At 62.7% G+C, this 22,511-nt stretch carries 20 protein-coding genes and 1 other RNA gene; 3 read left to right on the forward strand and 18 right to left on the reverse strand.

Translation table 11 applies throughout. The annotated features are described in order from the left end of the window. Window positions 1–52: 52 nt before the first annotated feature. From hslV to CTATCC11996_RS23150, 14 genes are all read right to left on the reverse strand, one after another. Window positions 53–598 (reverse strand): ATP-dependent protease subunit HslV, encoded by a 546-nt coding sequence (hslV, locus tag CTATCC11996_RS23085; RefSeq protein ID WP_003051248.1) that lies wholly within the window; start codon window positions 596–598, stop codon window positions 53–55. Between the two features lie 147 nt (window positions 599–745). Further along, window positions 746–2,473 (reverse strand): STAS domain-containing protein, encoded by a 1,728-nt coding sequence (locus tag CTATCC11996_RS23090; RefSeq protein WP_003081148.1) that lies wholly within the window; start codon window positions 2,471–2,473, stop codon window positions 746–748. Window positions 2,474–2,519: 46 nt separating this feature from the next. Continuing rightward, window positions 2,520–3,263: an RNA polymerase-binding protein DksA gene (gene dksA / locus CTATCC11996_RS25985; RefSeq protein WP_003081150.1), complete on the reverse strand. Its 744-nt coding sequence runs from the start codon at window positions 3,261–3,263 to the stop codon at window positions 2,520–2,522. A 254-nt stretch (window positions 3,264–3,517) separates the two neighbouring features. Beyond that, the gene (locus tag CTATCC11996_RS23100; RefSeq protein WP_003081152.1) at window positions 3,518–4,639 is read right to left on the reverse strand and encodes a CobW family GTP-binding protein; all 1,122 of its coding nucleotides are present in this window, start codon (window positions 4,637–4,639) and stop codon (window positions 3,518–3,520) included. A 202-nt stretch (window positions 4,640–4,841) separates the two neighbouring features. Continuing rightward, on the reverse strand, window positions 4,842–5,897 hold the full coding sequence (locus tag CTATCC11996_RS23105) for a tyrosine recombinase XerC (RefSeq protein ID WP_003081154.1): 1,056 nt from the start codon (window positions 5,895–5,897) through the stop codon (window positions 4,842–4,844). A 24-nt stretch (window positions 5,898–5,921) separates the two neighbouring features. Then, window positions 5,922–6,635, reverse strand: a complete 714-nt coding sequence (locus CTATCC11996_RS23110) for a DUF484 family protein (RefSeq protein ID WP_003069020.1) — start codon at window positions 6,633–6,635, stop codon at window positions 5,922–5,924. Next, window positions 6,632–7,510 carry a diaminopimelate epimerase gene (gene dapF / locus CTATCC11996_RS23115; RefSeq protein WP_034350215.1) on the reverse strand — a complete coding sequence of 293 codons (879 nt, stop codon included), beginning with the start codon at window positions 7,508–7,510 and terminating at the stop codon, window positions 6,632–6,634. Before dapF ends, CTATCC11996_RS23110 begins: the two co-directional genes overlap by 4 nt. 50 nt (window positions 7,511–7,560) lie before the next feature. Beyond that, window positions 7,561–8,121 (reverse strand): MarR family winged helix-turn-helix transcriptional regulator, encoded by a 561-nt coding sequence (locus CTATCC11996_RS23120; RefSeq protein ID WP_034350160.1) that lies wholly within the window; start codon window positions 8,119–8,121, stop codon window positions 7,561–7,563. A gap of 96 nt (window positions 8,122–8,217) precedes the next feature. Beyond that, window positions 8,218–9,981 carry an acyl-CoA dehydrogenase family protein gene (locus CTATCC11996_RS23125; protein ID WP_003081158.1) on the reverse strand — a complete coding sequence of 588 codons (1,764 nt, stop codon included), beginning with the start codon at window positions 9,979–9,981 and terminating at the stop codon, window positions 8,218–8,220. Between the two features lie 168 nt (window positions 9,982–10,149). Further along, the gene (locus tag CTATCC11996_RS23130) at window positions 10,150–11,157 is read right to left on the reverse strand and encodes a Bug family tripartite tricarboxylate transporter substrate binding protein (protein ID WP_003081159.1); all 1,008 of its coding nucleotides are present in this window, start codon (window positions 11,155–11,157) and stop codon (window positions 10,150–10,152) included. A 90-nt stretch (window positions 11,158–11,247) separates the two neighbouring features. After that, window positions 11,248–12,255 (reverse strand): Bug family tripartite tricarboxylate transporter substrate binding protein, encoded by a 1,008-nt coding sequence (locus tag CTATCC11996_RS23135; RefSeq protein WP_003081160.1) that lies wholly within the window; start codon window positions 12,253–12,255, stop codon window positions 11,248–11,250. Window positions 12,256–12,434: 179 nt separating this feature from the next. Further along, complete coding sequence (locus CTATCC11996_RS23140; protein ID WP_003081161.1) at window positions 12,435–13,202, reverse strand: SDR family NAD(P)-dependent oxidoreductase; 768 nt, start codon at window positions 13,200–13,202, stop codon at window positions 12,435–12,437. A 60-nt stretch (window positions 13,203–13,262) separates the two neighbouring features. Then, window positions 13,263–15,167, reverse strand: coding sequence for a feruloyl-CoA synthase (locus CTATCC11996_RS23145; RefSeq protein ID WP_034350163.1), 1,905 nt, complete (start codon window positions 15,165–15,167; stop codon window positions 13,263–13,265). Between the two features lie 38 nt (window positions 15,168–15,205). Further along, window positions 15,206–15,988 carry a crotonase/enoyl-CoA hydratase family protein gene (locus tag CTATCC11996_RS23150; protein WP_003081163.1) on the reverse strand — a complete coding sequence of 261 codons (783 nt, stop codon included), beginning with the start codon at window positions 15,986–15,988 and terminating at the stop codon, window positions 15,206–15,208. 159 nt (window positions 15,989–16,147) lie between these two features. Here CTATCC11996_RS23150 and CTATCC11996_RS23155 point away from each other — a divergent pair, with 159 nt between their 5' ends. Together CTATCC11996_RS23155 and CTATCC11996_RS23160 are read left to right on the forward strand one after the other, a co-directional pair. Next, window positions 16,148–17,842, forward strand: coding sequence for an MBL fold metallo-hydrolase (locus CTATCC11996_RS23155; protein WP_034350165.1), 1,695 nt, complete (start codon window positions 16,148–16,150; stop codon window positions 17,840–17,842). A 66-nt stretch (window positions 17,843–17,908) separates the two neighbouring features. Beyond that, complete coding sequence (locus tag CTATCC11996_RS23160; protein ID WP_003081165.1) at window positions 17,909–18,676, forward strand: pseudouridine synthase; 768 nt, start codon at window positions 17,909–17,911, stop codon at window positions 18,674–18,676. Window positions 18,677–18,733: 57 nt separating this feature from the next. Here CTATCC11996_RS23160 and CTATCC11996_RS23165 read toward each other — a convergent pair whose 3' ends face one another. Together CTATCC11996_RS23165 and CTATCC11996_RS23170 are read right to left on the reverse strand one after the other, a co-directional pair. After that, window positions 18,734–19,762: a Bug family tripartite tricarboxylate transporter substrate binding protein gene (locus CTATCC11996_RS23165; protein WP_003081166.1), complete on the reverse strand. Its 1,029-nt coding sequence runs from the start codon at window positions 19,760–19,762 to the stop codon at window positions 18,734–18,736. 27 nt (window positions 19,763–19,789) lie between these two features. Continuing rightward, window positions 19,790–20,275 carry a DUF3237 domain-containing protein gene (locus CTATCC11996_RS23170; protein WP_003081167.1) on the reverse strand — a complete coding sequence of 162 codons (486 nt, stop codon included), beginning with the start codon at window positions 20,273–20,275 and terminating at the stop codon, window positions 19,790–19,792. Between the two features lie 136 nt (window positions 20,276–20,411). Here CTATCC11996_RS23170 and CTATCC11996_RS23175 point away from each other — a divergent pair, with 136 nt between their 5' ends. Further along, the gene (locus tag CTATCC11996_RS23175) at window positions 20,412–21,194 is read left to right on the forward strand and encodes a helix-turn-helix transcriptional regulator (RefSeq protein ID WP_034350167.1); all 783 of its coding nucleotides are present in this window, start codon (window positions 20,412–20,414) and stop codon (window positions 21,192–21,194) included. A gap of 41 nt (window positions 21,195–21,235) precedes the next feature. Here the strand turns inward: CTATCC11996_RS23175 and rnpB are convergent. Together rnpB and CTATCC11996_RS23180 are read right to left on the reverse strand one after the other, a co-directional pair. Then, an RNA gene (gene rnpB / locus CTATCC11996_RS24695) (RNase P RNA component class A) lies at window positions 21,236–21,596 on the reverse strand. A gap of 21 nt (window positions 21,597–21,617) precedes the next feature. Continuing rightward, complete coding sequence (locus tag CTATCC11996_RS23180) at window positions 21,618–22,442, reverse strand: AraC family transcriptional regulator (RefSeq protein ID WP_003081172.1); 825 nt, start codon at window positions 22,440–22,442, stop codon at window positions 21,618–21,620. Window positions 22,443–22,511 lie beyond the last annotated feature (69 nt).

Here is a 22,511-nt window from a genome sequence, read left to right on the forward strand (position 1 = left end):
CTGGCGCTTATCCATAAAGCGCCAGCAGCTATCAATTCGGATAGACGAGCGCTTACAGCGTCTCGATCGTGTGATTCATATTGGTGTAGATGCACAGCTCGCCGGCAATCGCCAGGGATTTGCGCACCACATCTTCGGCCGACAGCTCGGTGTTGTTGAGCAAGGCCTTGGCTGCGGAATGCGCATAGGCGCCGCCGGAGCCGATGGCCACAATGCCCTGCTCGGGCTCCAGAACGTCGCCATTGCCGGTAATGATTAGCGAGGTCGTCGCATCGGCTACTGCCAGCATGGCTTCGAGCTTGCGCAGCACACGGTCGGTGCGCCACTCCTTGGTCAGCTCGATCGCGGCGCGGGTCAGGTTGCCCTGGTGTTTTTCCAGCTTGGCCTCGAAGCGCTCGAACAGCGTGAAGGCATCTGCGGTTGCCCCCGCAAAGCCCGCCAGCACCTTGCCGTGATAGAGCTTGCGCACCTTGCGCGCCGTGCCCTTGATGACGATATTGCCCAATGTGACCTGACCATCACCGCCGATGGCGACTTGCACGCCCTCGGGAGTCTGGCGGCGCACGCTCAAAATGGTGGTGCCGTGAAACTGTTCCATCTAGCGCAGATGGGGGCAGGCAAGATCGACCTCAAGGGGCCCAGAAAAATTAAATTTGCAGCGCTTGCTGTGGATATCGCCTCAAACGGCCAGACTCCCCACCACAGACGCAGCCCCTTAGGGGAGGCAGCATGGCCACTTCGGGAGCTAGTCCCGTCTTGGAATCACCTGAGCATGTTCCTGAATGCCAACAACATTGAAGAACACCGCCAGCAACTGGTGCAACTGACTGAATTGCAACACGTGACCCAGCTCCTGCATCTGCGCAGCCCAGTTCAGCACCGAGCCTGCGGCAGCAAAGTCCATGCGCACCAGGCGCGAGCAGTCAATGGCAATGGCTTCGCCAAGCTTGGCCTTTTCCTGAACCTCGGCAAGCCAGGGCAGTGCATCGCCGTCGATCACGCCTTGCAGCGCAAAACGCGGCTGATGCTCCTTCCAGAGCATGCCGGGCTGAATCGTCTCCGGCCCCAAGAGCCGGCTATCTTGGGCACGCAGGTTCTGCGCCTGCCCTTCGTTCGCATACGCGCACAGCGGATCTTCCCATGAGGGTGGCGACAGCTCGTAGGTCACGCAATAGTCCAGCGCCGTCAGCTCAAATTCGTCCTGCAGATGCATCAGGCGCTGCATGGCCAGACGCAAATACCACCAGTCCTGATCGACGGCGCGATCACCGGAAGGGGTGTGCTTGCTGAGAACCGCCAGCAATCTCTCGTGACCGGCAAAAACCAGTGATCCTTTTTCGTCGGCCCAGCGCTGCGCCATATCCAGCAGCGGCTTCTTCACGCCGGGGTCGAGGCTTTCCAGAACGCTCCAGTCCATGACCGAGCTGCCGGCGCTGCGCGCCTTGCTGGCCAGCAGCGCCTTGAAACCAGGCTCATCCAAACGCACAGGAGCCTGCCAGCGAAAGCCGGTCTGCACTGCTGCGGCATCCGGCGCGGTTTCGCTAAGCCTGCCCGCCTGCTGCGGCATCACAAACCATTGCGGGGCCGAACGACCGAAGCGCGCCACAAAGTCCATGGCAGCGTCTTCAAACTGAGCTTGCATGCCTGCTGCGCGATACATGTCCAGCAGTGCCAGCCATACCTGCAACTGTGCCGGCGTATCCTGAGCACGCTCGGCAATCAATGCCTTGAGACTGGTCTCGGCTGCGACGCTGTCACCGCTGGCAAAGACAATCGCAGCATCCTCCAGCGCGGCATCATGCTCGAAGCGCGCAAAGGACGGCGGAACCATATTGATATCGGTGGGAGCAGAGACCTCGGTTGTGGCAAATGCCGGCGAAAAGTCTGTCTCGCCCCGCAGGCCCGGCAAAGCAACAGGATTGCCCTGCCGACCCGATTGCGGCAGTTCCAGATCGCTTGGCAACACATCCTGAAGCAGAGGCAGTGTGCTGATCGAAAGCGGCTGGCTTTTAAATACCGAAGGCATGCTGCCACCGCCCTCGGGCAGTTGCAGCGGCATGGTGGCGGCATCAGCAGCCAGCTTTCCGCGCCACCATTGCTGGGCCATCTGCGCTTCGATCTCGTCGATCTTCTTGATGGTTTCTGCGCGCTCGCCCGGCACGGAGCTTTGGGCAGTCTGCAAAAAAGAGGAAGGCGCTAGCGGGGTCGGCGTCTCGAGTGGAGCCCTGGCAGTCACTGCCATCTTGGACAACTGAGCCTGACGCAGCTTGCGCAACTGGTCAAACTCGCGCTTTCGCACAAAGTCGTTCTGGCGCTTGCGCTCCAGCATCTCCTTGAGCGCCTGCTTGCTGTACTGGCTTTCTTCGCTTTCCTGGTTGAGATTTTCCAAATCGGACCAATTCACGGTCGGGTGGCGCACAAAACGCACCACCTTGGACAGCAACCCTCCCGACTTGTTTTCTTCTTTTGCCATGGTCCTCTACTTTGCTGCCTGCAGCCCCATCAACGCCTGACGCAGATCAATCGCCGTACATCTTCTGCTTGAGCTCACGGCGCTGCTGGGCTTCCAGCGACAGTGTAGCCGTGGGGCGAGCCAACAGGCGTCCCACACCGATGGGCTCGCCGGTTTCGTCGCAGTAGCCGTAGTCACCAGCATCAATGCGGGCAATGGACTGGTCGATCTTCTTGAGCAGCTTGCGCTCGCGGTCACGGGTGCGCAGCTCGAGAGCGTGCTCTTCCTCGATGGTGGCACGATCGGCAGGGTCGGGCACCACGACGGTGTCTTCACGCAGGTTTTCCGCAGTCTCGCCCGCATTCACATGCATATCGTTCTTGAGCGCGACCAGCTTGCGACGGAAATAGGCCAGCTGGGCGTCGTTCATGTAATCGTCATCAGACATGGCCAGCACTTCAGCATCGGTCAGCTCCTCTACCGACTTGGTCTTCCAGGCGTTGGCCAGCTTGGGATCTTTCTTGGGCACAGCTTGCTTTGTGTTGGTCATTGCTTTCGTATCTCTCATGGTTGCCGCTGCCTTGGCTGCCGAAGCTGCCAGGGGCGGAACATCTGTTTCAGGCTGCCGCGCTGGAGGCGATGCAGAACGCTTGGATCTGGACGATTTGGAAGATTCTCCCGCTGCTGCAGGTACCAGCACCGGGTTGTCCAACGCGGCGTCCACCAAAGAGGTCTCGACGCTGCGGGGGTGCACAGCCGCTGCCGCAGCTTTGGCTGCAGCCTTGGGCAGATTACTTTTCACAGCGGTCACGTCCTGTCTCCTTACAGTACAGAGCCCTTGCAGGGCCGGATTGCTCCAACACCCTCTTTAGGGCCGGCATTGTAGCCACGCCAGTCGCCCCAGCCCGGCTCCGTTGCACATACCCCACAATTTGCAACAAAGCCTGCGCCTGTTTCGGTCAGTTTGCGAGAAATAACAGACAAACAAAACGGCCTGCTTGGCAGGCCGTCAGTCATTGTCAGCAAACCGTTAGCTTTCGCCGAAACAGCTCCCGAACCCAGGGTTTACACCAGACATTGGTCCAGTCCCTGGCGAAGAATATCCTGCGGCAGATCGATACCGATGAAGACCATTTTGCTGACTCGCTTTTCATCGGCTTCCCACTCGGGGCCCAGATCGCTGCCCATGAGCTGGTGCACGCCCTGAAAGATGACCTTGCGGCTGGTGCCCTTCATGTCGAGCACGCCCTTGTAGCGCAGCATCTTGGGGCCGTAGATATTGACGATGGCGCCCAGGAAGTCCTCCAGCTTGGCCGGATCGAACGCGCGATCGGCCCGGTAGACAAAGCTCTTCACATCATCGTCGTGATGATGGTGATGCGGGTGATTGCAGTACTCGCCATGCTCGTGGTCATGGTGGTCGTGGCCACAATGCTCGTCGTGCTGGTGTCCATGGTCGTGATCGTGCTCGCATTGACCATGGTCATGGTCGCAAGCGCTGTGGTCGTGATGATCGTGGCCGTGATCATCTTCCTTGAGGAAATCGGGGTCGATGTCCAGCTTGGCGTTCAGGTTGAAGCCACGCAGATCGAACACTTCACTCAGGGGCACATCGCCAAAATGAACGGCACGGATGGGCGCGCGCGGGTTCATGTGCTTGAGGCGATGGATCAGCGCCTCCTTTTCTGCTTCCGTCACCAGATCTGTCTTGGACAGGAACATCTGGTCGGCAAAGCCCACCTGGCGGCGCGCTTCCTGGCGATCGTCAAGCTGCTGGTTGGCATGCTTGGCATCCACCAATGTGATGATGGAGTCGATCAGATAGGTCTCGGCGATCTCGTCATCCATGAAGAAGGTCTGGGCCACGGGGCCAGGGTCTGCCAGGCCGGTGGTCTCGATCACGATACGGTCGAAGTCCACCTGTCCCTTGCGGCGCTTGGCGGCCAGCAACTGCAAAGCCTCGCGCAGGTCTTCGCGGATGGTGCAGCAGATGCAGCCGTTGCTCATCTGCAGAATCTGTTCTTTGGATTCGGTCTTGAGAATATCGGTGTCGATGTTCTCCTCGCCGAACTCGTTCTCGATCACGGCAATCTTCATGCCGTGGGATTCGTGCAGCACGCGCTTGAGCAGCGTGGTCTTGCCCGAGCCCAGAAAGCCCGTGAGGATGGTGACTGGAATGAGAGCCATGCGTTGAAACCTCTTGCTGCGGCCAGCCGCCACATGCGGCTGTCCAAAAAAACACGGGCGGCGCATCCCTATGCGCGCTCCGGTGATAACAGCTGGGGAGTGTAGCGGCGCTTTCAAGCGCTCATGGGCAGCAGGGACGGCAGAAATTTCAGCCAAAAAATCACATCCGTCATATACCCAACAATCACTTCAAGCTATCAAATCAGGACTCTTCGTCTTGCTCTTTGTCGTCCGGCTTGCGCAATGGACCGGACGTCTCGCCGACACTGCTGCGCTGCGCACGCGGGTGGGCTTTTTCATAAGCCTGGGCCAGATGCTGGAAATCCAGCCGCGTATATATCTGCGTGGTGGCAATGCTGGAATGCCCGAGCAGCTCCTGCACGGCACGCAGATCGCCACTGGACTGCAGCATATGACTGGCAAAGGAGTGACGCAGCACATGCGGGTGCACGCCAGTCGCAAGCCCTGCCTGCTGGCCTCGCTGCTTGAGACGTGACCAGACTGACTGGGCGCCGAGCCGCTCGCCCCGACGGCCGACGAACAAGGCCGCTTCATCCTGTGCCTTGAGCTGTGCGGCCCCGACCAGCGCGCTGCTGCGCAGCGCCAGCCAGCGCTGCAAGGCCAGAATCGCCATGCGCCCCACTGGCACAATGCGGCGCTTGCCGCCCTTGCCCTGAACATGGGCATCACCCGACTCCAGGTCGACCCAGCCTCTGCCTTCATACCGGCTCTGCTGGCCGGGCCGCAGATCCAGCCCCACCAGCTCGGCCACACGCAGGCCGCTGCTGTAGAGCAGCTCGGTCATGGCGACGTCACGCGCCTCTATCCACGGATCGGCCTCGGGGTTCTGAAAACTGGCCAATTGCACGGCGTCGTCCACCGCCAGAGCCTTGGGAAGAGGCTTGGCAGCCTTGGGGCCGCGCACGCCCTCCACGGGGTTGAAAGGCACCAGTTCCCGCTGGGCCGCCCAGCGAAAAAAGCTGCGCCAGCCCGAAAGAATCAGTGCGATGCCGCGTGCGCTGCGGCCGGCGCCATGCATTTGCGCAGCAAAGCGGCGGATATGTGCGGGCTGCAGCGCCAAGAGCTCCTGGTCTGCCGCCTGCGCAAAGCTCTGCAGCTTGATCAGGTCCAGTGCATACAGGGTATGCGTGCGCTCGGCCAGGCGCTTTTGCACACGCACATGCTCCAGATAGCTGTGGACAACTTCCGGAAGCTGCGCGTACTGCTCCTCAAAAGAGGGCTGCTCGCGCTCTTGCATCGGTATCTACACCCTTTTGCAGCCTCAGCCGTGCGCCAGCGTCAGCGCAGGAGCGCGCATGCGCGAGAGCGAGGCACTGGCCAGCTCGGAGATGCGTGAAAGGAATTCAAGGCCCATGGTGGCATCGAAACGCAGCGGGTCAGGCGAGCCCAGCACCAGCATGCCAAAGGCGTTGGAAGTGCTGTCCATGGCACCGTCATGCAGGGTCAGCAGCGCCACCGACTGCACCGCATTGGGGTTGGGCAGCCAGGTCACGGGCTCGAAACCCATATTGGGGCCGCAGAACGGCATGGTCAGAGACGAGGCAAAGGCCTTGGCATCATCGCTCACTCCCATGGTGTAGACGGTGCCGCTGTGCGCGCCCGCCACATTCCACAGACGCAGCGCGACCTGGGGGACATCAAACGTGTGCTGCAGGCTGGCGGTGAGCGCATGGGGCAGCTCGCGCAGGTCCTGTACCTTGACCAGGGCATGGGTCCACTGGTGAATCTTGTTGGCGATGGAGGCGTTCTCGCTGCCATGGCGCACCATGTCCATGATGCGATGCTCCAGACCCTTGATCTTTTCGCGCAGCATCTCGGCCTGACGCTCCTGCAGGCTGACGGCACGTGGGCCGTGGCCGCTGATCAAACGCACGCCCGTCAGCATCTCGGCGTGGCGCTCGAAGAAATCGGGATTTTCCTGGAGGTAGTCGGCAATCGACTCTTCGGTCATGGCGGTATCGGTCAAGCTGTTCATAAGGTATCAGGTATGTCGATCTGGCCTTCAAAAACAAATTCGGCAGGGCCTGTCATGCGCACGCGATCCTGCGCACCACCAGCCCATTCAATGGTCAGCAGACCGCCGCGGGTATGCACATCGACGCGCTGGTCGAGCAGTCCCCAGCCGATGCCGGCCACCACGGCGGCACAAGCCCCCGTGCCGCAGGCCAGGGTCTCGCCGGCACCGCGTTCATAGACGCGCAAGCGGACCTCACCACGGTTGAGGATCTGCATGAAGCCGGCGTTCACACGCTGAGGAAAACGGGCATGGTTCTCGATCAACGGGCCGTGCAACTCCACCAAAGCGGCATTCACATCGTCCACCAGTTGCACCGCATGCGGGTTGCCCATGGAAACGGGCGCCATCCAGACTGTAGCGGGCTGCAAAGGTGTATCAATCGTCAGAGGCCATTTTTGCGTTGACCCCAAGGCTTCTGGCTCCAGACCGTCGGTCGTGAAGGGCACCTTGGCCGGATCCAGCTGAGGCGCGCCCATATCGACCGTGACGCGGCCGTTGCCATGAATTTCGGGGGCGATGACGCCCGAGAGGGTCTGTACGCGGATCACGCTCTTGTCGGTCAGACCCTTGTCATGCACATAGCGCGCAAAACAGCGTGCGCCGTTTCCGCACTGCTCGACCTCGCCACCATCGGCGTTGTGGATGACATATTCAAAGTCCACGTCCTCTGCGGGTGCAGGGCGCACCGTCAGGATCTGGTCGGCACCCACGCCAAAGTGACGATCGGCCAGGTAGCGGTACTGGGCGGCGCTCAAGCCCAGACGAGCCTGGGTTTCGTCGAGCACGACAAAGTCGTTGCCCGCGCCTTGCATCTTGGTAAAGCGAATCTGCATGATGCCGCACATTATCGCGCCGGGCGCAGGATCTGCGCCATGCCATGGGATCAGCGATACAGCTTTTGCAACAACTCCATGAGCTGCACCTGCTCGGCAGCACTCAGATGCGCGATGGCACGGGTCTCGCTGCTCTTGAGCTCGGGCTCGGCCGTATCCACCAGCTCGCACCCCGCCGCGGTCAGGTACAGGCCCGTGGCGCGGCCGTCTCGCGGGTGCGGACGCCGCTCCAGAAAGCCGCGTTTGCCCAACGCATCGATCATGCCCACCATATTCGGCGGCAGCACGGCCAGTTGCTGACAGAGCTGACGCGAGGTGATGCCCGGGTTGCTGCCCACCAGAGAGAGCACGGAGAATTCGACGATCTTGAGGTCAAAACGCTCCATGCAGCGCATGAAGACCCCCACCAGAGCCAGCGAGGCGCGCCTGGCGTTGTAGCCCAGCAGGGATTCCAGAAAGCTGGCATTGACCTGATCGACGGCAAAAACCCCGGCACTGTCCCTGGGCTCCTGCCCCGAGCCCGGGACGCCCGAGCCGGCCTCTGTGGAGCGCGTGCCGCGCAAAGAGCGTGCAGGTTTGGAATCTGGTTCAGCAGTCTTGTGAGCGAGCATTGGCGATGTCAACTTCGAAGGCAAAAGAGCAATCCAGGAGCGCGATAAAAAGACTGCAATTGTGCCGGTATTGCTCGCATCTTGCAGCCATTTAGATCAATGCGCAGAGGTGAAAAGCTGGTTGCCGTGTACGACGGAAGCCTGCGCCCACTGCGCCTTCATCAGATTCAGACGCCAGTCCATTTCGGGCAGTATGCGCTGCTGCACCTGCTTGCAGGGGCCTCGCCAGCGCTCCCTATCGCCCCCCGCTGTGGCCGCAATACGAGCCCACGCCCAGCCCAGCAGCACCACGGCCACGCAGCGCAGATAGTCGTCGGCCACGCGCCAGGCCAGGGTGTCATCTTCCTTGCAGGCCTGCGCCAGCACCGTGGTGAAGTAGCGCAGCTGGGCCAGGCAGCGCAGCACTTCTGCATCCAGCGCCCGCCCAGCATCCAGGCTGTTGCGCAAAGTCAGCAGCCATTGCCCCATGGCCTGACCACCGTCGGGCAGCACCTTGCGCACCAGCAGGTCGATGGCCTGAATTTCATTCGTGCCTTCGTAAATCATGGCCACGCGCGAATCACGCACGATCTGCTCTATGCCCCACTCGCGGATATAGCCGTGGCCGCCAAATACCTGCAGGCAGGCGCTTGAGCCCTCGAATGCCTGCTGGGTCCAGGCCGCCTTGAGCACGGGCGTGATCACGCTGCACCACTGCTGGGCCTGATCACGCTCACGTGCGCTTTCGGCATGTCGCGCCATATCGAGATAGATACCGGTCTGGTAGGCCAGCACACGCCCGCCATCCACCCAGGCGCGCTGCAAATCGAGCGTGCGGCGAATGGCCGGATGCTCGATGATCAAATCTGCTGCATCGCCAGCGCCACGCGAAGCAGGCACCGCCCCTGGCGCGCGCATCTGGCGGCGTTCCAGCGCATAGGCATGGGCCTTCTGCCATGCCGCGTCCAGCAGCCCTATGCCCTGGAGCGCCACATGCAGGCGCGCGGCATTCATCATCACAAACATGGCGTTCAGGCCCGCTCCGGGCTGGCCTATCAACCAGCCTGCAGCCCCATCAAAGCGCATCACGCAGGTAGGGCTGCCATGCAGGCCCATTTTTTCCTCGATGCGCTCACAGACCACTCGGTTGCGCTCGCCATCTGGCAATAGCTTGGGCACAAGAAACAGCGACAGGCCCTTGGGCCCTGCAGGGGCCCCGGGCAGACGCGCCAGCACCAGATGCACGATGTTCTCGCTCAGATCATGCTCGCCGCCCGAAATGAAAATCTTGCTGCCACTGACCTCGAAGCGCTCGCCCAGCCCGGATTCGCCCACCGGCACGGCCTGCGTGCGCACCTGCCCCAGGTCGCTGCCCGCATGGGCCTCCGTCAGGCACATGGTCGCCAGCCATTCGCCGCTGGCCACCTTGGACAGATAGGCTGCCTTAAGCGCATCGCTGCCATGGTGCTTGAGGCACTCATAGGCACCATGCAGCAGGCCCGGAGCCATGGTCCAGCCATGGTTGGCAGCGCTCAGCCATTCATACAGCACGCCTTCCAGCACCCAGGGCAGCCCCTGGCCGCCATCCTCCTCGGCACAGGCCAGAGCAGGCCAGCCCGCCTGCCAGAAGTCCTGATATGCCTGGGCAAATCCAGGCGGCGTGGTGACTTTGCCCGCTGCAAACTGCACGCCGACCTCATCGCCTTCACGCGACAGCGGCGCCACCACCTCGCCCACCCATTTGCCGGACTCCTCCAGCACCTGCTGCATCAGCCCCCGGTCCGTTGCCGCATGCGCCGGCAGGCGCTGCAATTGCTCATCGGCCTTGAGCACATCGAAAAGAAGAAACGCGTTATCGGCACTGGCGGGCAAATAGGACATACAAAACCGGCTGCCAAGCAGCAAATAAAAATCTCTAAAGGCTGCCCCATTCATGCCGACGCGCGGCCCAAGCCTGGGATGCCAAGCAAGGGCCGCCCCGCAGCGAGGGCATCGTCCCCTCCCGCGCAGCGAGAGAGGGGGAAGCCGCAAAGCGGCTCATGGGAGTGATCAGGTATCAGCCGTAAACCCGATCTGCTTGACCAGCGGCCCCCAGCGCTCAAATTCGGCCTGCTGCGAGCGGGCCATCTCCTCGGGCGTGGAGCTGGTGGCAATCAGGCCGACCACACCCACGCTTTCCTTGAGAGCGTCGCTCTTGAGCGCTGCCGTGATGGCCGCATGGGCGCGTGCACGCACATCGGCGGGCGTCTTGGCATTGGCATAGAAGCCAAACCATTCCTCGGCCGTCAGATCGGCAAAGCCCTGCTCGGCAAAGGTGGGCACATTGGGCAGATAGGGGTTGCGCTGCGGGCCGCTGGTGGCCAACACGCGCAGCTTGCCGGCCTTGTAGTAACTCAGGAAGTCGCCGCTGGGACCCATCACGGCAGCAATCTGGCCACCGGCCAGGTCTGACACGGCAGGCGCCGTGCCGCGATAAGGCACATGGCTGAGCTTGATGCCCGAACGCAGGCTGAGCAGGGAGCCGATCAGATGCGGCTGGGTACCCGCACCTGGGCTGCCGAAGCTGGCCTTGTCGGGGTTGTTCTTGCACCAGGCCAGGAAGTCCTTGAGCGTCTTGACCTCGGCCGGCACGGCGGGGCCGACAGCCAGCCCGTGGTGCATGATGGCTCCGATGGAAATCGGCTCGAAATCCTTGGCCTGATAGGTCAGCTTGCTATAGATGTGGGGATAGATGGAGAAGGCCGAGACCTGGGACAGCACGATGACCGAGCCATCGCCCACGGAGTTGCGCAGATTCTCCAGCGCGATGCGGCCACCGGCACCGGGCTTGTTTTCCACCACGCCCATGTTCTTGGAGTAGCTGGTGCCGCCGATCTTTTCGGCCACGCGGCGCGCCACCGAGTCACCGGCACTGCCTGCGGGAAAGCCGTAAAGAATGCGCACCTGCTCCAGCGGCCCGCTGCCCTGGGCATGGGCACTGCGGCCGGCGATGCCGCCGAATGCGGCCAGCGCTGCGCCAGCGCCCAGGCCTTTGACGAAATTGCGACGATCTTGCATGGTTTGTCTCCTTTATTGTTCGATCGCTATGTGCAGGCTTGAGCCTGTCTGAAAAATCCCGACCCGAATGCTATTCGATACCGAGGGCCATCAGGAATCGCCCGTAAAACCGATCTGCTTGACCAGAGGACCCCAGCGCTCGAACTCGGCCTGCTGCGAACGGGCCATCTCCTCGGGCGTGGAGCTGGTAGCAATCAGGCCCACCACGCCCAGGCTTTCCTTGAGTGCATCGCTCTTGAGCGCTGTCGTGATGGCCGCATGGGCGCGTGCACGCACGTCGGCCGGTGTCCTGGCATTGGCGTAGAAGCCAAACCACTCTTCAGCGGTCAGGTCGGCAAATCCCTGCTCGGCAAAAGTGGGCACATTGGGCAGATAGGGGTTGCGCTGCGGTCCGCTGGTGGCCAGCACGCGCAGCTTGCCGGCCTTGTAATAGCTCAGATAGTCGCCGCAAGGCCCCATGATGGCCGCGATCTGGCCGCCCACGACGTCCGAGACACCGGGTGCCATGCCACGATAGGGCGCATGGCTGAGTCTGACGCCGGAGCGCAGGCTGAGCAGCGCCCCCAGCAGATGCGGCTGACTGCCGGCACCGGGGCTGCCGAAGCTGGCCTTGTCGGGGTTGTTCTTGCACCAGGCCAGAAAATCCTTGAGCGTCCTGACCTCGGCCGGCACGGCGGGGCCGACGGCCAGACCGTGGTGCATGATGGCTCCGATGGAGATCGGCTCGAAATCCTTGGCCTGATAGGTCAGCTTGCTGTAGATATGGGGATAGATGGAGAAGGCCGAGACTTGGGACAGCGCAATCACCGAGCCGTCCCCCACGGCATTGCGCAGATTCTCCAGCGCAATGCGGCCACCGGCACCGGGCTTGTTCTCCACCACGCCCATATTCCTCGTGTAGCTGCTGCCACCCATCTTCTCGGCCACACGGCGGGCCACCGAGTCACCAGCGCTGCCTGCCGGAAAGCCGTACAGAATGCGCACCTGCTCCAGCGTTCCACCTCCCTGGGCATAAGCACTGCGACCGGCGATGCCGCCGAATGCGGCCAGCGCTGCGCCAGCGCCCAGTCCTTTGACAAAATTGCGACGACCTTGCATGACTTGTCTCCTGCTTGAAATACGGACTCTTCGGTCCTGTGGAATCAATACCTGTCTCAATCTTTGGCACTGAGCTGGCTCTGACACTCTCCAAGCCAGAGACATCGAGCAAGGACAGCCCCGCAGCGATGGTGTCGTCCCCCTTGGGGGAAGGCGCAAAGTGCCTCAGGGGGTAACACTTACCGAGGAGCCATGCGCAGCGCACCATCCAGACGAATCACCTCGCCATTGAGATGATCGTTGTGCACGATATGCACAGCCAGATCGGCAAACTCCGAAGGCTTGCCCAGGCGCGAAGGAAAGGGGATGGATGCCGCCAGCGACTGCTGCACGGGCTCGGGCAACTCCTTCATCAACGGTGTGGCGAACAAGCCTGGCGCCACGGTGCAGACACGAATGCCGTGCTGGGCCAGATCACGTGCCATGGGCAGCGTCATGCCAACCAGGCCGCCCTTGGATGCGCTGTAAGCCTGCTGCCCTACCTGGCCATCAAAGGCCGCCACCGAGGCGGTGTAGAGAATCACGCCACGCGCGCCATCCTCCAGCGCTGCCAGCTTGGCGCAGCGTGCAGCAAACAGTCGCGTCATGTTGTAGCTGCCGACAAGGTTGACGCGAATCACGCGCTCAAAGTCTTCCAGCGGAGCGGGCTCGCCGTCGCGGCCGATCACGCGCTTGGCGGTACCGATGCCGGCCACATTCATGAGAATGCGCGCATCGCCTCCCCATTGCTCGCGAACGGCATCCAGCGCCGCCGTGACGCTGGCCGCATCGCAGATATCGCACTCCAGCGCCAGTCCGCCGATCTCGGCAGCCACCACCTTGGCTTTGTCGAGCTGGCGATCGAGCACGGCAACCCTGGCCCCTGCGGCAGCCAGCGCACGCGCCGTGGCTTCACCCAGGCCCGAGGCCCCCCCGGTCACTATGGCAATCTGATCCTGAACTTGCATATCACTATCCTTTTAAAAGCTGCTTGTGCTTTCTGTTATCGGGCTCAAGCCTGTTCTGGCTCAGAGATTGGGCTTGAGGATCAAGGCCAGCGTTTCGTCGTACAGGCCTGCCACCACATCGGCACGGTGCTGGAGCACGGCACGCTGGTTGATGGAGCCCTTGTCCGTGACTTCGCCCAGGTCCAGCGATGGCGGCTTGATCGCAGCCACCGCACGCGCAATGCGGGTGGCACTGCCGGTTGCCGTCTGCGCCAGCTGGTTCAGAACCGTCTGCAGATGCTGCTGCACGGGCTCGCTGTGCATGATCTGCTCCATCGTCGCTCCCGCTGCCAGGCCGCTTAAGGCCGCACAGGCCGGGGTCCCGAAAACGATGGCACCGACCTCCTTGCGGTCCAGGCCCGTCAGCACCACGTCCTGGATATAGGGCGCGCCTGCGTGAATGATCCTCGCCCGCAGCGGCCCCACATTGACGAATGTGCCCGTGGCCAGCTTGAAGTCTTCTGCAATGCGGCCATCGAAGCGCAGACCCTGGTTTCGATCCTGCGGGTCGCGCCATTGCACGGCGTCGCCGGTGCGGAAATATCCGTCCTCGTCAAACGCCTCGTGCGTGGCTTCGGGCGCGCGCCAGTAGCCGGGCGTGACGTTCGGTCCGCGGTAGCGCACCTCCAGCTTGCCGTCCACAGGCGCCAGCTTGAGCTCCAGACCCGGCACCGGTACGCCCAGGTCCCCGGAACGCACGTCGGGACGGTTGATGAACAGGGCGGATGGCGAGGACTCGGTCATGCCTAGGCCCGTGCCCATCACGATGCGCTCGCCACACTCTGCCTCCTGGGTGCGATGCAGGCTATCCCAGACGGGCTGCGCCAAAGAGGCTCCGGCGTAAAAGAACATCTTGACGCGCTTGAGCAGGCTGCTGCGCAACTGCGCATCGCTCTCCATGGCGCGGGCGATGTATTCGAAGCCCGTGGGTACATTGAAGTAAACGGTGGGAGAAATCTCGCGCAGATTGCGCAGCGTCTCGGCAATGCCCGCCGCCGTCGGCTTGCCTTCGTCGATGTAGACCGTGCCGCCGTGGTAGAGCGCAAGGCCGATGTTCTTGTTGCCTCCGAAAGTGTGATTCCAGGGCAGCCAGTCCACCAGCACGGGTGGGCCTTTGACCATATCGGGCATGGTCTGGGCAATCTGCTGCTGGTTGGCACACCACATTCCGTGGGTGTTGATCACGGCCTTGGGCAGCTTGGTCGATCCCGAGGTGAAAAGGAACTTGGTGATGGTGTCGGGCCCGGTGGCCTGCATGGCAGCATCCACCTCAGCTGTGGGCGCGGTCTCCAGCAGATCAGCAAACAAGGTGCAGGTCTGGGCGTCGACGGCCGGCTTGCGGTAGACCACCTCACAGCCCTTGGGCAGCACGGCGCGTACCGCCTTGTCATAGCGCGCGGCATCGGCGGCAAAGATCAGGCCTGGCGTGAGCGTGTCGACCACATGGCGCAGCTTGGCGTAATCGGTGCTGACCAGCGAATAGGCCGTGGAGACCGAGCAATAGGGCACGCCTGCATACAGGCAGCCCATGGCCAGCATGGCATGGTCCAGGTCGTTTTCGCTGAGGATGATGACAGGGCGCTCTGCCGAGAGCTTTCTGTCCAGCAAGGACTGCGCGATGCTGCGCGCCGCGGCCAGCGTCTGGGCATAGCTGATGCGTTGCCAGTCTCCTGTGCTGCCGTCTGCCAATCGCTGCCGCTGGGCGATGAAGGTCTGCTGCGGCGTGGTCTGCGCCCAGTGCACCAGCCTGTCCGTCATGCGCGCTGCGTGCTCTGCCAGCGCCTGGTCGGAGCGCACGTAGAAAGTACCCTCGCCTGCTTCCCTGACCTGGATGCTGCGCACGCCGAACTCCAGCTCGCGGTAGCGGGGCATGTCCCCCTCTACTACCTGGCCGAGGGCCTGCATGGCTGTGTTTGTCTCCTGCATTGTCTTTGTCTCCACAGCGTTGTTCTTTGAGGTTGCTTTCAGTCCTTGCTGACCTTGGCGGCCCGCCCGGACAGGAATTCCTGCAACCGGAACTTGGCTTCTGGCGCGCTCTGCGCCACGGCGGCCATCAGAGCTTCTGTCATAAGCCCCTGATCGGCGGGCTGATCGGCAATCCGGGGCAACGCGTGCATCAGAGCGTAGTTGGTCATGGGCGCGTTTTCGGCAATGCGCAGCGCCAGCTCCACGGCCTTGTCCAACGCATGTCCTTCGGGTACCAGATATTGCGACAGACCAATTCGCTCACCCTCTTCAGCCTTGTACACACGGCCCGTAAACATCATGTCGGCCATGCGTGCGGCTCCGATCAGGCGCGGGATGCGCACCGAGCCGCCGCCGCCCACGAAAATGCCACGCGAACCTTCGGGCAAGGCATAGAAGGTGCTGCTGTCGGCCACACGGATATGGCAGGCGCTGGCCAGCTCCAGGCCGCCGCCCACCACTGCACCATGCAAGGCGGCGACTACGGGCACCGCGCCAAACTGCACCTGACGCAGCGCCTCGTGCCACATGCGCGAGTGCAGAACGCCCTGGGCAGCATCGCGCTCGCTGAGCTCGCTCAGATCCAGGCCGGCGCAGAAATGCGGTCCATCGCCATCCACCACGGCCGCGCGCACGCTGGCGGGCAGATTCATGAACACATCGCGCAGACCCAGCACCAGCCCATCGGACAAGGCGTTGCGCTTGGCGGCACGCATCAGACGAATAACGGCAACCTGCTCGGCTTCACCACGGAACTCAATTGCAATTTCTTTATGAGTCATAACCATTCCTTTTGCATCATTATTGTTATTTAAAATAACTAAATGCAAGACATCCCAGGCTGTTTGCTCTCAGTGCTTTCCCCGATTCGCGCAGCATGAGTGCACAACTAGTCCGGGTGTGACATTCACGAACGCGGCGACTTCGCATAATGTGACCTCATGACATCACCCCGCCAGCCCCGTCCCAGCCAGTTGCTTCAGCCCCAGCGCGCGCCAGTTCCCGCGCGAGATGCTTCCACGCTTTTGTTGCTGCGCGACTGCGCCGACGGCAATGGTTTTGAAGTGCTGATGACAAGGCGTGCCGATCAAGGCATCTTTGCCAATGCCTATGTTTTCCCCGGCGGTGGCCAGGAAGATGAAGATGCAGCCCCCGCCAGTCATGCGCTGGCGCGCGTGCGTCCCAGCATGATCGCCGAGGCGGGAGATGAACGCATTACCCAGGCTCTGGCAGGCATTCGCGAGACTTTTGAGGAGCTGGGCATCCTGCTGGCCTATGACCAGGCCGGCCAACCCGTTCCACCGGCCCAGGTTCAGCAACTGGACCGCAAGGCATCGCTGTATGAGCAATGCCGTGCGCGCGGCTGGACGCTGGCCGTGGACCAGCTCTGGTATCTGGCCCACTGGACCGCACCACTGGACCTGCCCAAGCGCTTTAACGTGCCGTTCTTTGTGGCCCGCATGCCCGAGGGGCAAACGGCAGTGGCCGATGAAACCGAGCAGTTCGAGCCCACCTGGATCTCTCCGCAGGATGCGATCGCGCGCTTTGAAGAGAAAAAGCTGTTCATCCTCTTTCCCACCCAGCGTACATTGCAGCGCATCGCTCACCTGCCCGATGCTCAGGCCGTGATCCACACCCTGCTCAGCGAAAAGCCGCTGTGGCAGGCCTGCCCCCGTGGCGGCCACCTCAAAGGCAAAGACACACGCCATACCGAAACCGATATGGCCTATGGCGAGCTGGAGATGGTGCTGCCTGACGGCCACGGCATTCACCATCTGGACTGGCAGCCTGAAAAGGCCGTGCCGCTGCGCAAGAACCTGCTGCGCCTGACGGCCCCCAACTCCGGCATGATGACCGGCCCCGGAACCAACAGCTATCTGGTCGGCGATGCGCATACCGGCTATATCGCCATCGATCCCGGCCCGGACGATGCTGATCATCTGCAGCGCCTGCACGATGCAGCCGGCGGCGATATCCGTTTCATCGTCTGCACCCATTCCCACCCCGATCACTCGCCGGGTGCCGCGCCGCTGCAGGCCATGGTCCTGCTCTCCGGCCACGCCAGGCCGCCCATCATGGGCCTGCCTTCGGCACCCACGGCACGCGCCAACAGCCGCTTCAGACCCGAGGTGACGCTACAGGACGGAGAGCGCATCACACTTAGCGGACAAGGCACAGAGGGCGAGATCACGCATACGCTGCAAGCCATCTTCACGCCCGGCCACGCGGCCAACCACCTGTGCTTTGTGCTGGAGGAGGACGCACTGCTATTCAGCGGCGATCACATCCTCAATGGCAGCACCACCGTCATCAGCCCGCCGGACGGCAACATGATCGATTACCTCGATTCGCTGGACCGGCTGCATGCCATGTGTCTGGAGCACGACATTCGCTACATCCTGCCCGCCCATGGCTATGTGCTGGGCTTTGCGCGTCATCAGATCACCCGCCTCAAGTCCCACCGCCTGGCGCGCGAGGCCAAGGTGCATCAGGCCATGCGCACCAAGCCGGACGGCAGCATTCAGGACTGGGTGGCGATTGCCTATGCCGACACGCCGCAGGCCCTGTGGCCCGTGGCCCAGCAATCGCTGCTGGCGCATGTGGAACGCATCCAGAAGCTCTGCCTGGGCCGATAGCGCGCCGCGACCGCCGCGCTAGACCTGTGGACAACTAGGACATGGCCGGAGCATTAAGCTCTCGCCATGTCTGAATCCCTGCCTGAACAAGAAAGCATCCGCCTGGCCAAGCGCCTGGCGGAGCAAGAACAATGCTCGCGCCGCGAGGCCGAGCTCCATATCGTCGCGGGCAATGTCCAGGTGGATGGCAAAGTGGTGCAAGTGCCCGAAACCCGTGTGCGCCCCGACCAGGTAGTGATCCTGCGCAAGGATGCCAAGCCTGAAGCCATTCCGCCTGTCACCATCCTCATGAACAAGCCTGCGGGCATGACCCAGGGCCCGGCCTATGGCCGCGTGCGCAGCGCGCATTCGCTGCTGAGCGAAGACACCAAGGCCAAGCTGGACACGCCCATGCCCCAGCTGGTGCTCGATCATCACTTCAGGAATCTGGAGTCGTTTCTGACGATTCCGCTGCCTGCCAGCGGCCTTATCGTCTACACCCAGGACAAGCGCGTGGCACGCAAGCTGACCGAGGAAGGCATGTGGCTGGAGCAGGAAATCATCGTCGGCGTGGAGGGCCAGATCATTGAAGATGGCCTGGAGATCCTGTACGAAGGTCTGCCCATTCCCGGCGGTAACGGCCATCGCCGCATGCCCCCCTGCCATGTGAGCTGGCAAAGCGACAACCACCTGCGCTTCGCTCTCAAGGGCATTGCACCCGAAGAGATCGAGAAGATGTGCGCCGCCATCGGCCTGACGGTGGTCAGCATGCGCCGGCTGCGCCTTGGCCGCGTCTCTCTGGCCAAAGTGCCCGAGGGACAGTGGCGCTATCTGATGCCCTGGGAAAGGTTCTGAGCGGATCGACCTTCGCGCGCCTCGAACCGGACTCGGCTGCGGCGCGCTCCGGTCCGCTCAATCCGCCTTGAAGCCCGTCGCTGCCACCGCCTTGCCCCATTTGACGGTATCGGCAGCAATGATGTCGGCAAACTGCTGCGCGCTGGTGCCCGTGACCCTGAAGCCGGCCTCCTGCAGCCGCGCCCTGCCGTCTCTCGATTGCAGGACCCTGAGCAGATCGGCATTGAGCTTGCTCACCACCTCCGCAGGTGTCCTTGCTGGCGCCACGATGCCGAACCAGGAGCTGAACTCCAGGCTGCCAAAGCCCTGCTCCTTCATGGTCGGCAGCTCGGGCAACTGCTCCACGCGCGCGCTGCCCGTGCTTCCCAGGGCCACCAGCTTGCCGGCACGCACCTGCGGGATCGCCATGCCGGAGGAAGCGAACACGCCCTGCACATCGCCGCTGAAAATGCCGCTCAAGGCATCCGAAGTGCTCTTGTAGTGCACCACCTCGGGTTTGGACTGCACGGCATCGCCAAACATATAGGCCCCGAAATGCCCCGGCGTGCCCGCTCCGAAAGTGGCCATGAACAAGCCGTTTTGCAGCCGGGTCCAGGCCACGAAGTCCCTGACATTGCGCGCCTTGACCTTTTCGGGATTGACCAGCAGCACGAAGTCGGAGCTCACCACCTGGCTGACGGGAACGAAATCCTTGCGCGGCTGGTAGGCAAGCCGTTGGTAGGTATTGGGCGCGATGCTGAGCTGTCCGGTCTCGGCCAGCATGATGGTGTAGCCGTCGGCCGGTGCACGCGCCGCCTCGCTGGCTGCGATCAGGCCGGCGGCACCGGGCTTGTTGTCCACCACCACGCCCACGCCACCCCAGGCTTCAGAGAGCTTCTGAGCCAGCAGCCGGGCCACTACATCGGGTCCCGTGCCTGCTGGAAATCCCACAATCATGCGCACCGTCTTGCTCGGATAAGCCGTCTGGGCCTGCGCGACTCCTACGGCTGCGCCGCCGCCAGCCAACAGCGCCAGGGCCATCAGCCGACGTCGCCAGGTGCGTGCTAAAGCGGGTCCGGGCAGGTTCCGGGCTTGCAGTACTTTCATGTTTTGTCTCCTTGTTGCGATGCTGTTTCACAGCACTTCGAAAAACCGCATGACGACCTGCTCCGGAAAGCGCGCCCCCGCGCCCACGAACAGGCGCTGCCCTAGCCAGGCAAAGCGCTTGGAGGCCGTTTCAAAGCGGGGTGCACAGCGAAAGTAGATCGCCGAGGGATCGACGGTCTCGCCGCGGCGCAGGCGCTGCATCAGCTCGGCCGGCCCGGTTCGCAATGCCTGGTTGCTCACATAGATCAGATCGCCACCGTCGGTTTCGATGACGTAGCGCGCGTCCAGCTCGGCAACTTCCTCACTGACCAGCAGCTGGAAGTCGGCCCCGCCCGGCAGCACACGCGCCGACCAGTCCTCTCCCTGCACCTGCCCGCCGACGATGGGAATCACACGCCGCAAGCCGCGCGTTGTCGCGCCCACCTCCTGCGCCGGCCCCACCTGTACGCGAAATTCGGCAAAGTGGCGCAGCCCTGGAGCGGCAATCTGGAAATCATGGTTTGGCGACAGCATGGCTCTCCTTGCGATGTCCAAGCACAGGAACATGAGCGTAAGCACTGTTGAAGATTTCTCTGTCCCCCAAGAAGATGACAGCCCACACCAAGACACACTGATGAGAACCTGGACGCTCCCTTCGACGACTGACGCCATGCCGGCCAGTGATATGGCCCAAGCCAGCGGCATGGCCCAGGCCAGCATCTTGCTGGCCGGTCTGGTGGAGCATCTGGGGCAGAGCCGTTTTGCCCAGGCCGCACTGGAGCAGCTGAGCGCCATCGCGCCCACGGCCTCGCTGTCGGTGTATCGCATCGGCAACTGCCGGCCGCGGCTGTTTCTCTCGGCCTCCCAGGGCGTTGCGGACACCACACGCCAGTGCTGGAGCGCCTATCTCTCGGGACCCCAGCACGAGGACAGAAGCTGGGGCCAGGAATGGCCCGGGCATATGCGCACGCCAGGCGCCCGCAATCTGGTCCATGTGCAGGCCAACGAGGTCACGCCCTTGCATCGCCAGTGCGTGTATGACGCGCATGGCGTGGCAGAGCGCATCTCGATTGCCGAGCCCGGTGCCGATGGCTCGGTGTTTGCCGTCAACCTCTATCGCCATGCGCACCAGAAACCCTTTGCTGACCGGCATCTGAGCGACTTCGCGGACCTGTCCAGCGCCCTGATGGCTCTGACGCACAAGCACCTGGCGCTGACGGTGGACATGGCTGGCGGCGATGAGAGGTGGCCGGCTCGACTGCGGGAGCTGGCACCGGGTCTGACGGCGCGCGAACTCGAGGTCTGCCTGCGCCTGCTGCGCGGCATGACCCAGGACGGCATTGCTGCCGATCTCGGGTTGAGCGCAGCCACCGTGAAGACCTATCGCAACCGCGCCTTTGCGCGGCTCGATATCCACCACCGCCATCAGCTGTTCGCGCTGATGGTGGAGTGAATGCAGTGGATTCGCCGGACTGTGTCCGGCCGAGAAAGAAAGTGTGAAGTGCGCCGATAAGCCGGATTCTGTGCACAACGGTTGCCCGCCATGTGACCGCCATTAATCTTGGCCATCAGTCGCCTGATGGCTCGGTGCTACCTACCCGCACACTCCGGGGGCCCCGTCAACGTGTGCCTACTTGGTATTGCTGCGCGTAGAGATTGCCCGTTTCACCCTGGTTGGTCTGCCTTGCGGCACTCCTGCCAGACTCGTCTCTGTTGCTCTGATCCTCACCTCACGGTGGACAGCTGTTAGCTGCTACGCCGCCCTATGCAGTCCGGACGTTCCTCCAGTACGGTCTTTCGACCCAACGCAAGCGTTGGCCTTTCGGCTAGTACCAGCGGCGGTCTGGCGCACTTCACGGCGCGCATTATCCCGCGTTCAGAAAGAACTTGCACAGAACTCGCGCCTGAACTGCTCGGGCGGCAGGCCTGACTCGCGCTGGAACATGGCAATAAAGGCCGAAGGCGTGCTGTAACCCAGGTCGTAGGCGATGCGCTGCACGGTATGACCGGCCTCCAGCGCGTCGATCGCCTGCAGATAACGCATGCGCTGGCGCCATTCCCCCAGACTCATGCCCAGCTCTCGCTGGCAGTGGCGCGCCAGGGTTCGTTCCGTCATGTGCACGGTCTCGGCCCATTCGGCCAGACTGCGGTGGTCGTCGGGGCGCGACTGCATGGCATCCAGCACCTGCACCAGAGCAGGATGCCGGGCCACGGGCAGAAAGCTCAACTCCAGCGGCGTGGCTCGCAACTGGTCATGCACCACCCGGGCCAGCCGCAGGTCTGCATCAGTCACCGGGACCTGCACGCCCCTGGCGCCGAAGTCCGCCAGCACGGCTTTGACAATCGGCCCCAGGCGCATGCAGCCCGCCGTCTGCGGCAGATCCGCACACAGATCGGGGGCCAGATAGACGGAGCGGTACTGCACCGCATGCTGCAGATAACAGCTGTGCACCACGCCCGGCGGAATCCACACCCCGTGCTGCGGCGGGCACAGGATATGACCCGTGGGCACATCCATGCTCAGGCTGCCGTGGGCCGCATAGTTCAGATGCCCCCAGCGGTGGCTGTGCGGCGGAGCCTCGCTGTGTTCGCCGAACTCGTCATAGCGGAAGTAATAGCTGCCAGGCACCTTGTCGGTGTCCAGTATCTGTACGGCATGGCGCTTGGCGACCGGACCGGGAGTCGGGGCAGAGACGGGCATGGGTTCGTCCGGCTTGAGTTATGAAATGTCTGAAATCAGCAATGCGCTTCAAATACGTCAAGCGCATCA

This window comes from Comamonas testosteroni ATCC 11996 (assembly GCF_000241525.1).
In the GTDB taxonomy this organism is placed as follows: Bacteria; Pseudomonadota; Gammaproteobacteria; order Burkholderiales; family Burkholderiaceae_C; genus Comamonas; species Comamonas testosteroni.

Excerpts from the sequence above, each read along its gene's own strand:
- hslV (WP_003051248.1), bottom strand. The coding sequence starts at position 598 with ATGGAACAGTTTCACGGCACCACCATTTTGAGCGTGCGCCGCCAGACT.
- CTATCC11996_RS23090 (WP_003081148.1), bottom strand. The coding sequence starts at position 2,473 with ATGGCAAAAGAAGAAAACAAGTCGGGAGGGTTGCTGTCCAAGGTGGTG.
- CTATCC11996_RS23100 (WP_003081152.1), bottom strand. The coding sequence starts at position 4,639 with ATGGCTCTCATTCCAGTCACCATCCTCACGGGCTTTCTGGGCTCGGGC.
- CTATCC11996_RS23105 (WP_003081154.1), bottom strand. The coding sequence starts at position 5,897 with ATGCAAGAGCGCGAGCAGCCCTCTTTTGAGGAGCAGTACGCGCAGCTT.
- CTATCC11996_RS23110 (WP_003069020.1), bottom strand. The coding sequence starts at position 6,635 with ATGAACAGCTTGACCGATACCGCCATGACCGAAGAGTCGATTGCCGAC.
- dapF (WP_034350215.1), bottom strand. The coding sequence starts at position 7,510 with ATGCAGATTCGCTTTACCAAGATGCAAGGCGCGGGCAACGACTTTGTC.
- CTATCC11996_RS23120 (WP_034350160.1), bottom strand. The coding sequence starts at position 8,121 with ATGCTCGCTCACAAGACTGCTGAACCAGATTCCAAACCTGCACGCTCT.
- CTATCC11996_RS23125 (WP_003081158.1), bottom strand. The coding sequence starts at position 9,981 with ATGTCCTATTTGCCCGCCAGTGCCGATAACGCGTTTCTTCTTTTCGAT.
- CTATCC11996_RS23130 (WP_003081159.1), bottom strand. The coding sequence starts at position 11,157 with ATGCAAGATCGTCGCAATTTCGTCAAAGGCCTGGGCGCTGGCGCAGCG.
- CTATCC11996_RS23135 (WP_003081160.1), bottom strand. The coding sequence starts at position 12,255 with ATGCAAGGTCGTCGCAATTTTGTCAAAGGACTGGGCGCTGGCGCAGCG.
- CTATCC11996_RS23140 (WP_003081161.1), bottom strand. The coding sequence starts at position 13,202 with ATGCAAGTTCAGGATCAGATTGCCATAGTGACCGGGGGGGCCTCGGGC.
- CTATCC11996_RS23145 (WP_034350163.1), bottom strand. The coding sequence starts at position 15,167 with ATGCAGGAGACAAACACAGCCATGCAGGCCCTCGGCCAGGTAGTAGAG.
- CTATCC11996_RS23150 (WP_003081163.1), bottom strand. The coding sequence starts at position 15,988 with ATGACTCATAAAGAAATTGCAATTGAGTTCCGTGGTGAAGCCGAGCAG.
- CTATCC11996_RS23155 (WP_034350165.1), top strand. The coding sequence starts at position 16,148 with ATGACATCACCCCGCCAGCCCCGTCCCAGCCAGTTGCTTCAGCCCCAG.
- CTATCC11996_RS23160 (WP_003081165.1), top strand. The coding sequence starts at position 17,909 with ATGTCTGAATCCCTGCCTGAACAAGAAAGCATCCGCCTGGCCAAGCGC.
- CTATCC11996_RS23165 (WP_003081166.1), bottom strand. The coding sequence starts at position 19,762 with ATGAAAGTACTGCAAGCCCGGAACCTGCCCGGACCCGCTTTAGCACGC.
- CTATCC11996_RS23170 (WP_003081167.1), bottom strand. The coding sequence starts at position 20,275 with ATGCTGTCGCCAAACCATGATTTCCAGATTGCCGCTCCAGGGCTGCGC.
- CTATCC11996_RS23175 (WP_034350167.1), top strand. The coding sequence starts at position 20,412 with ATGCCGGCCAGTGATATGGCCCAAGCCAGCGGCATGGCCCAGGCCAGC.
- CTATCC11996_RS23180 (WP_003081172.1), bottom strand. The coding sequence starts at position 22,442 with ATGCCCGTCTCTGCCCCGACTCCCGGTCCGGTCGCCAAGCGCCATGCC.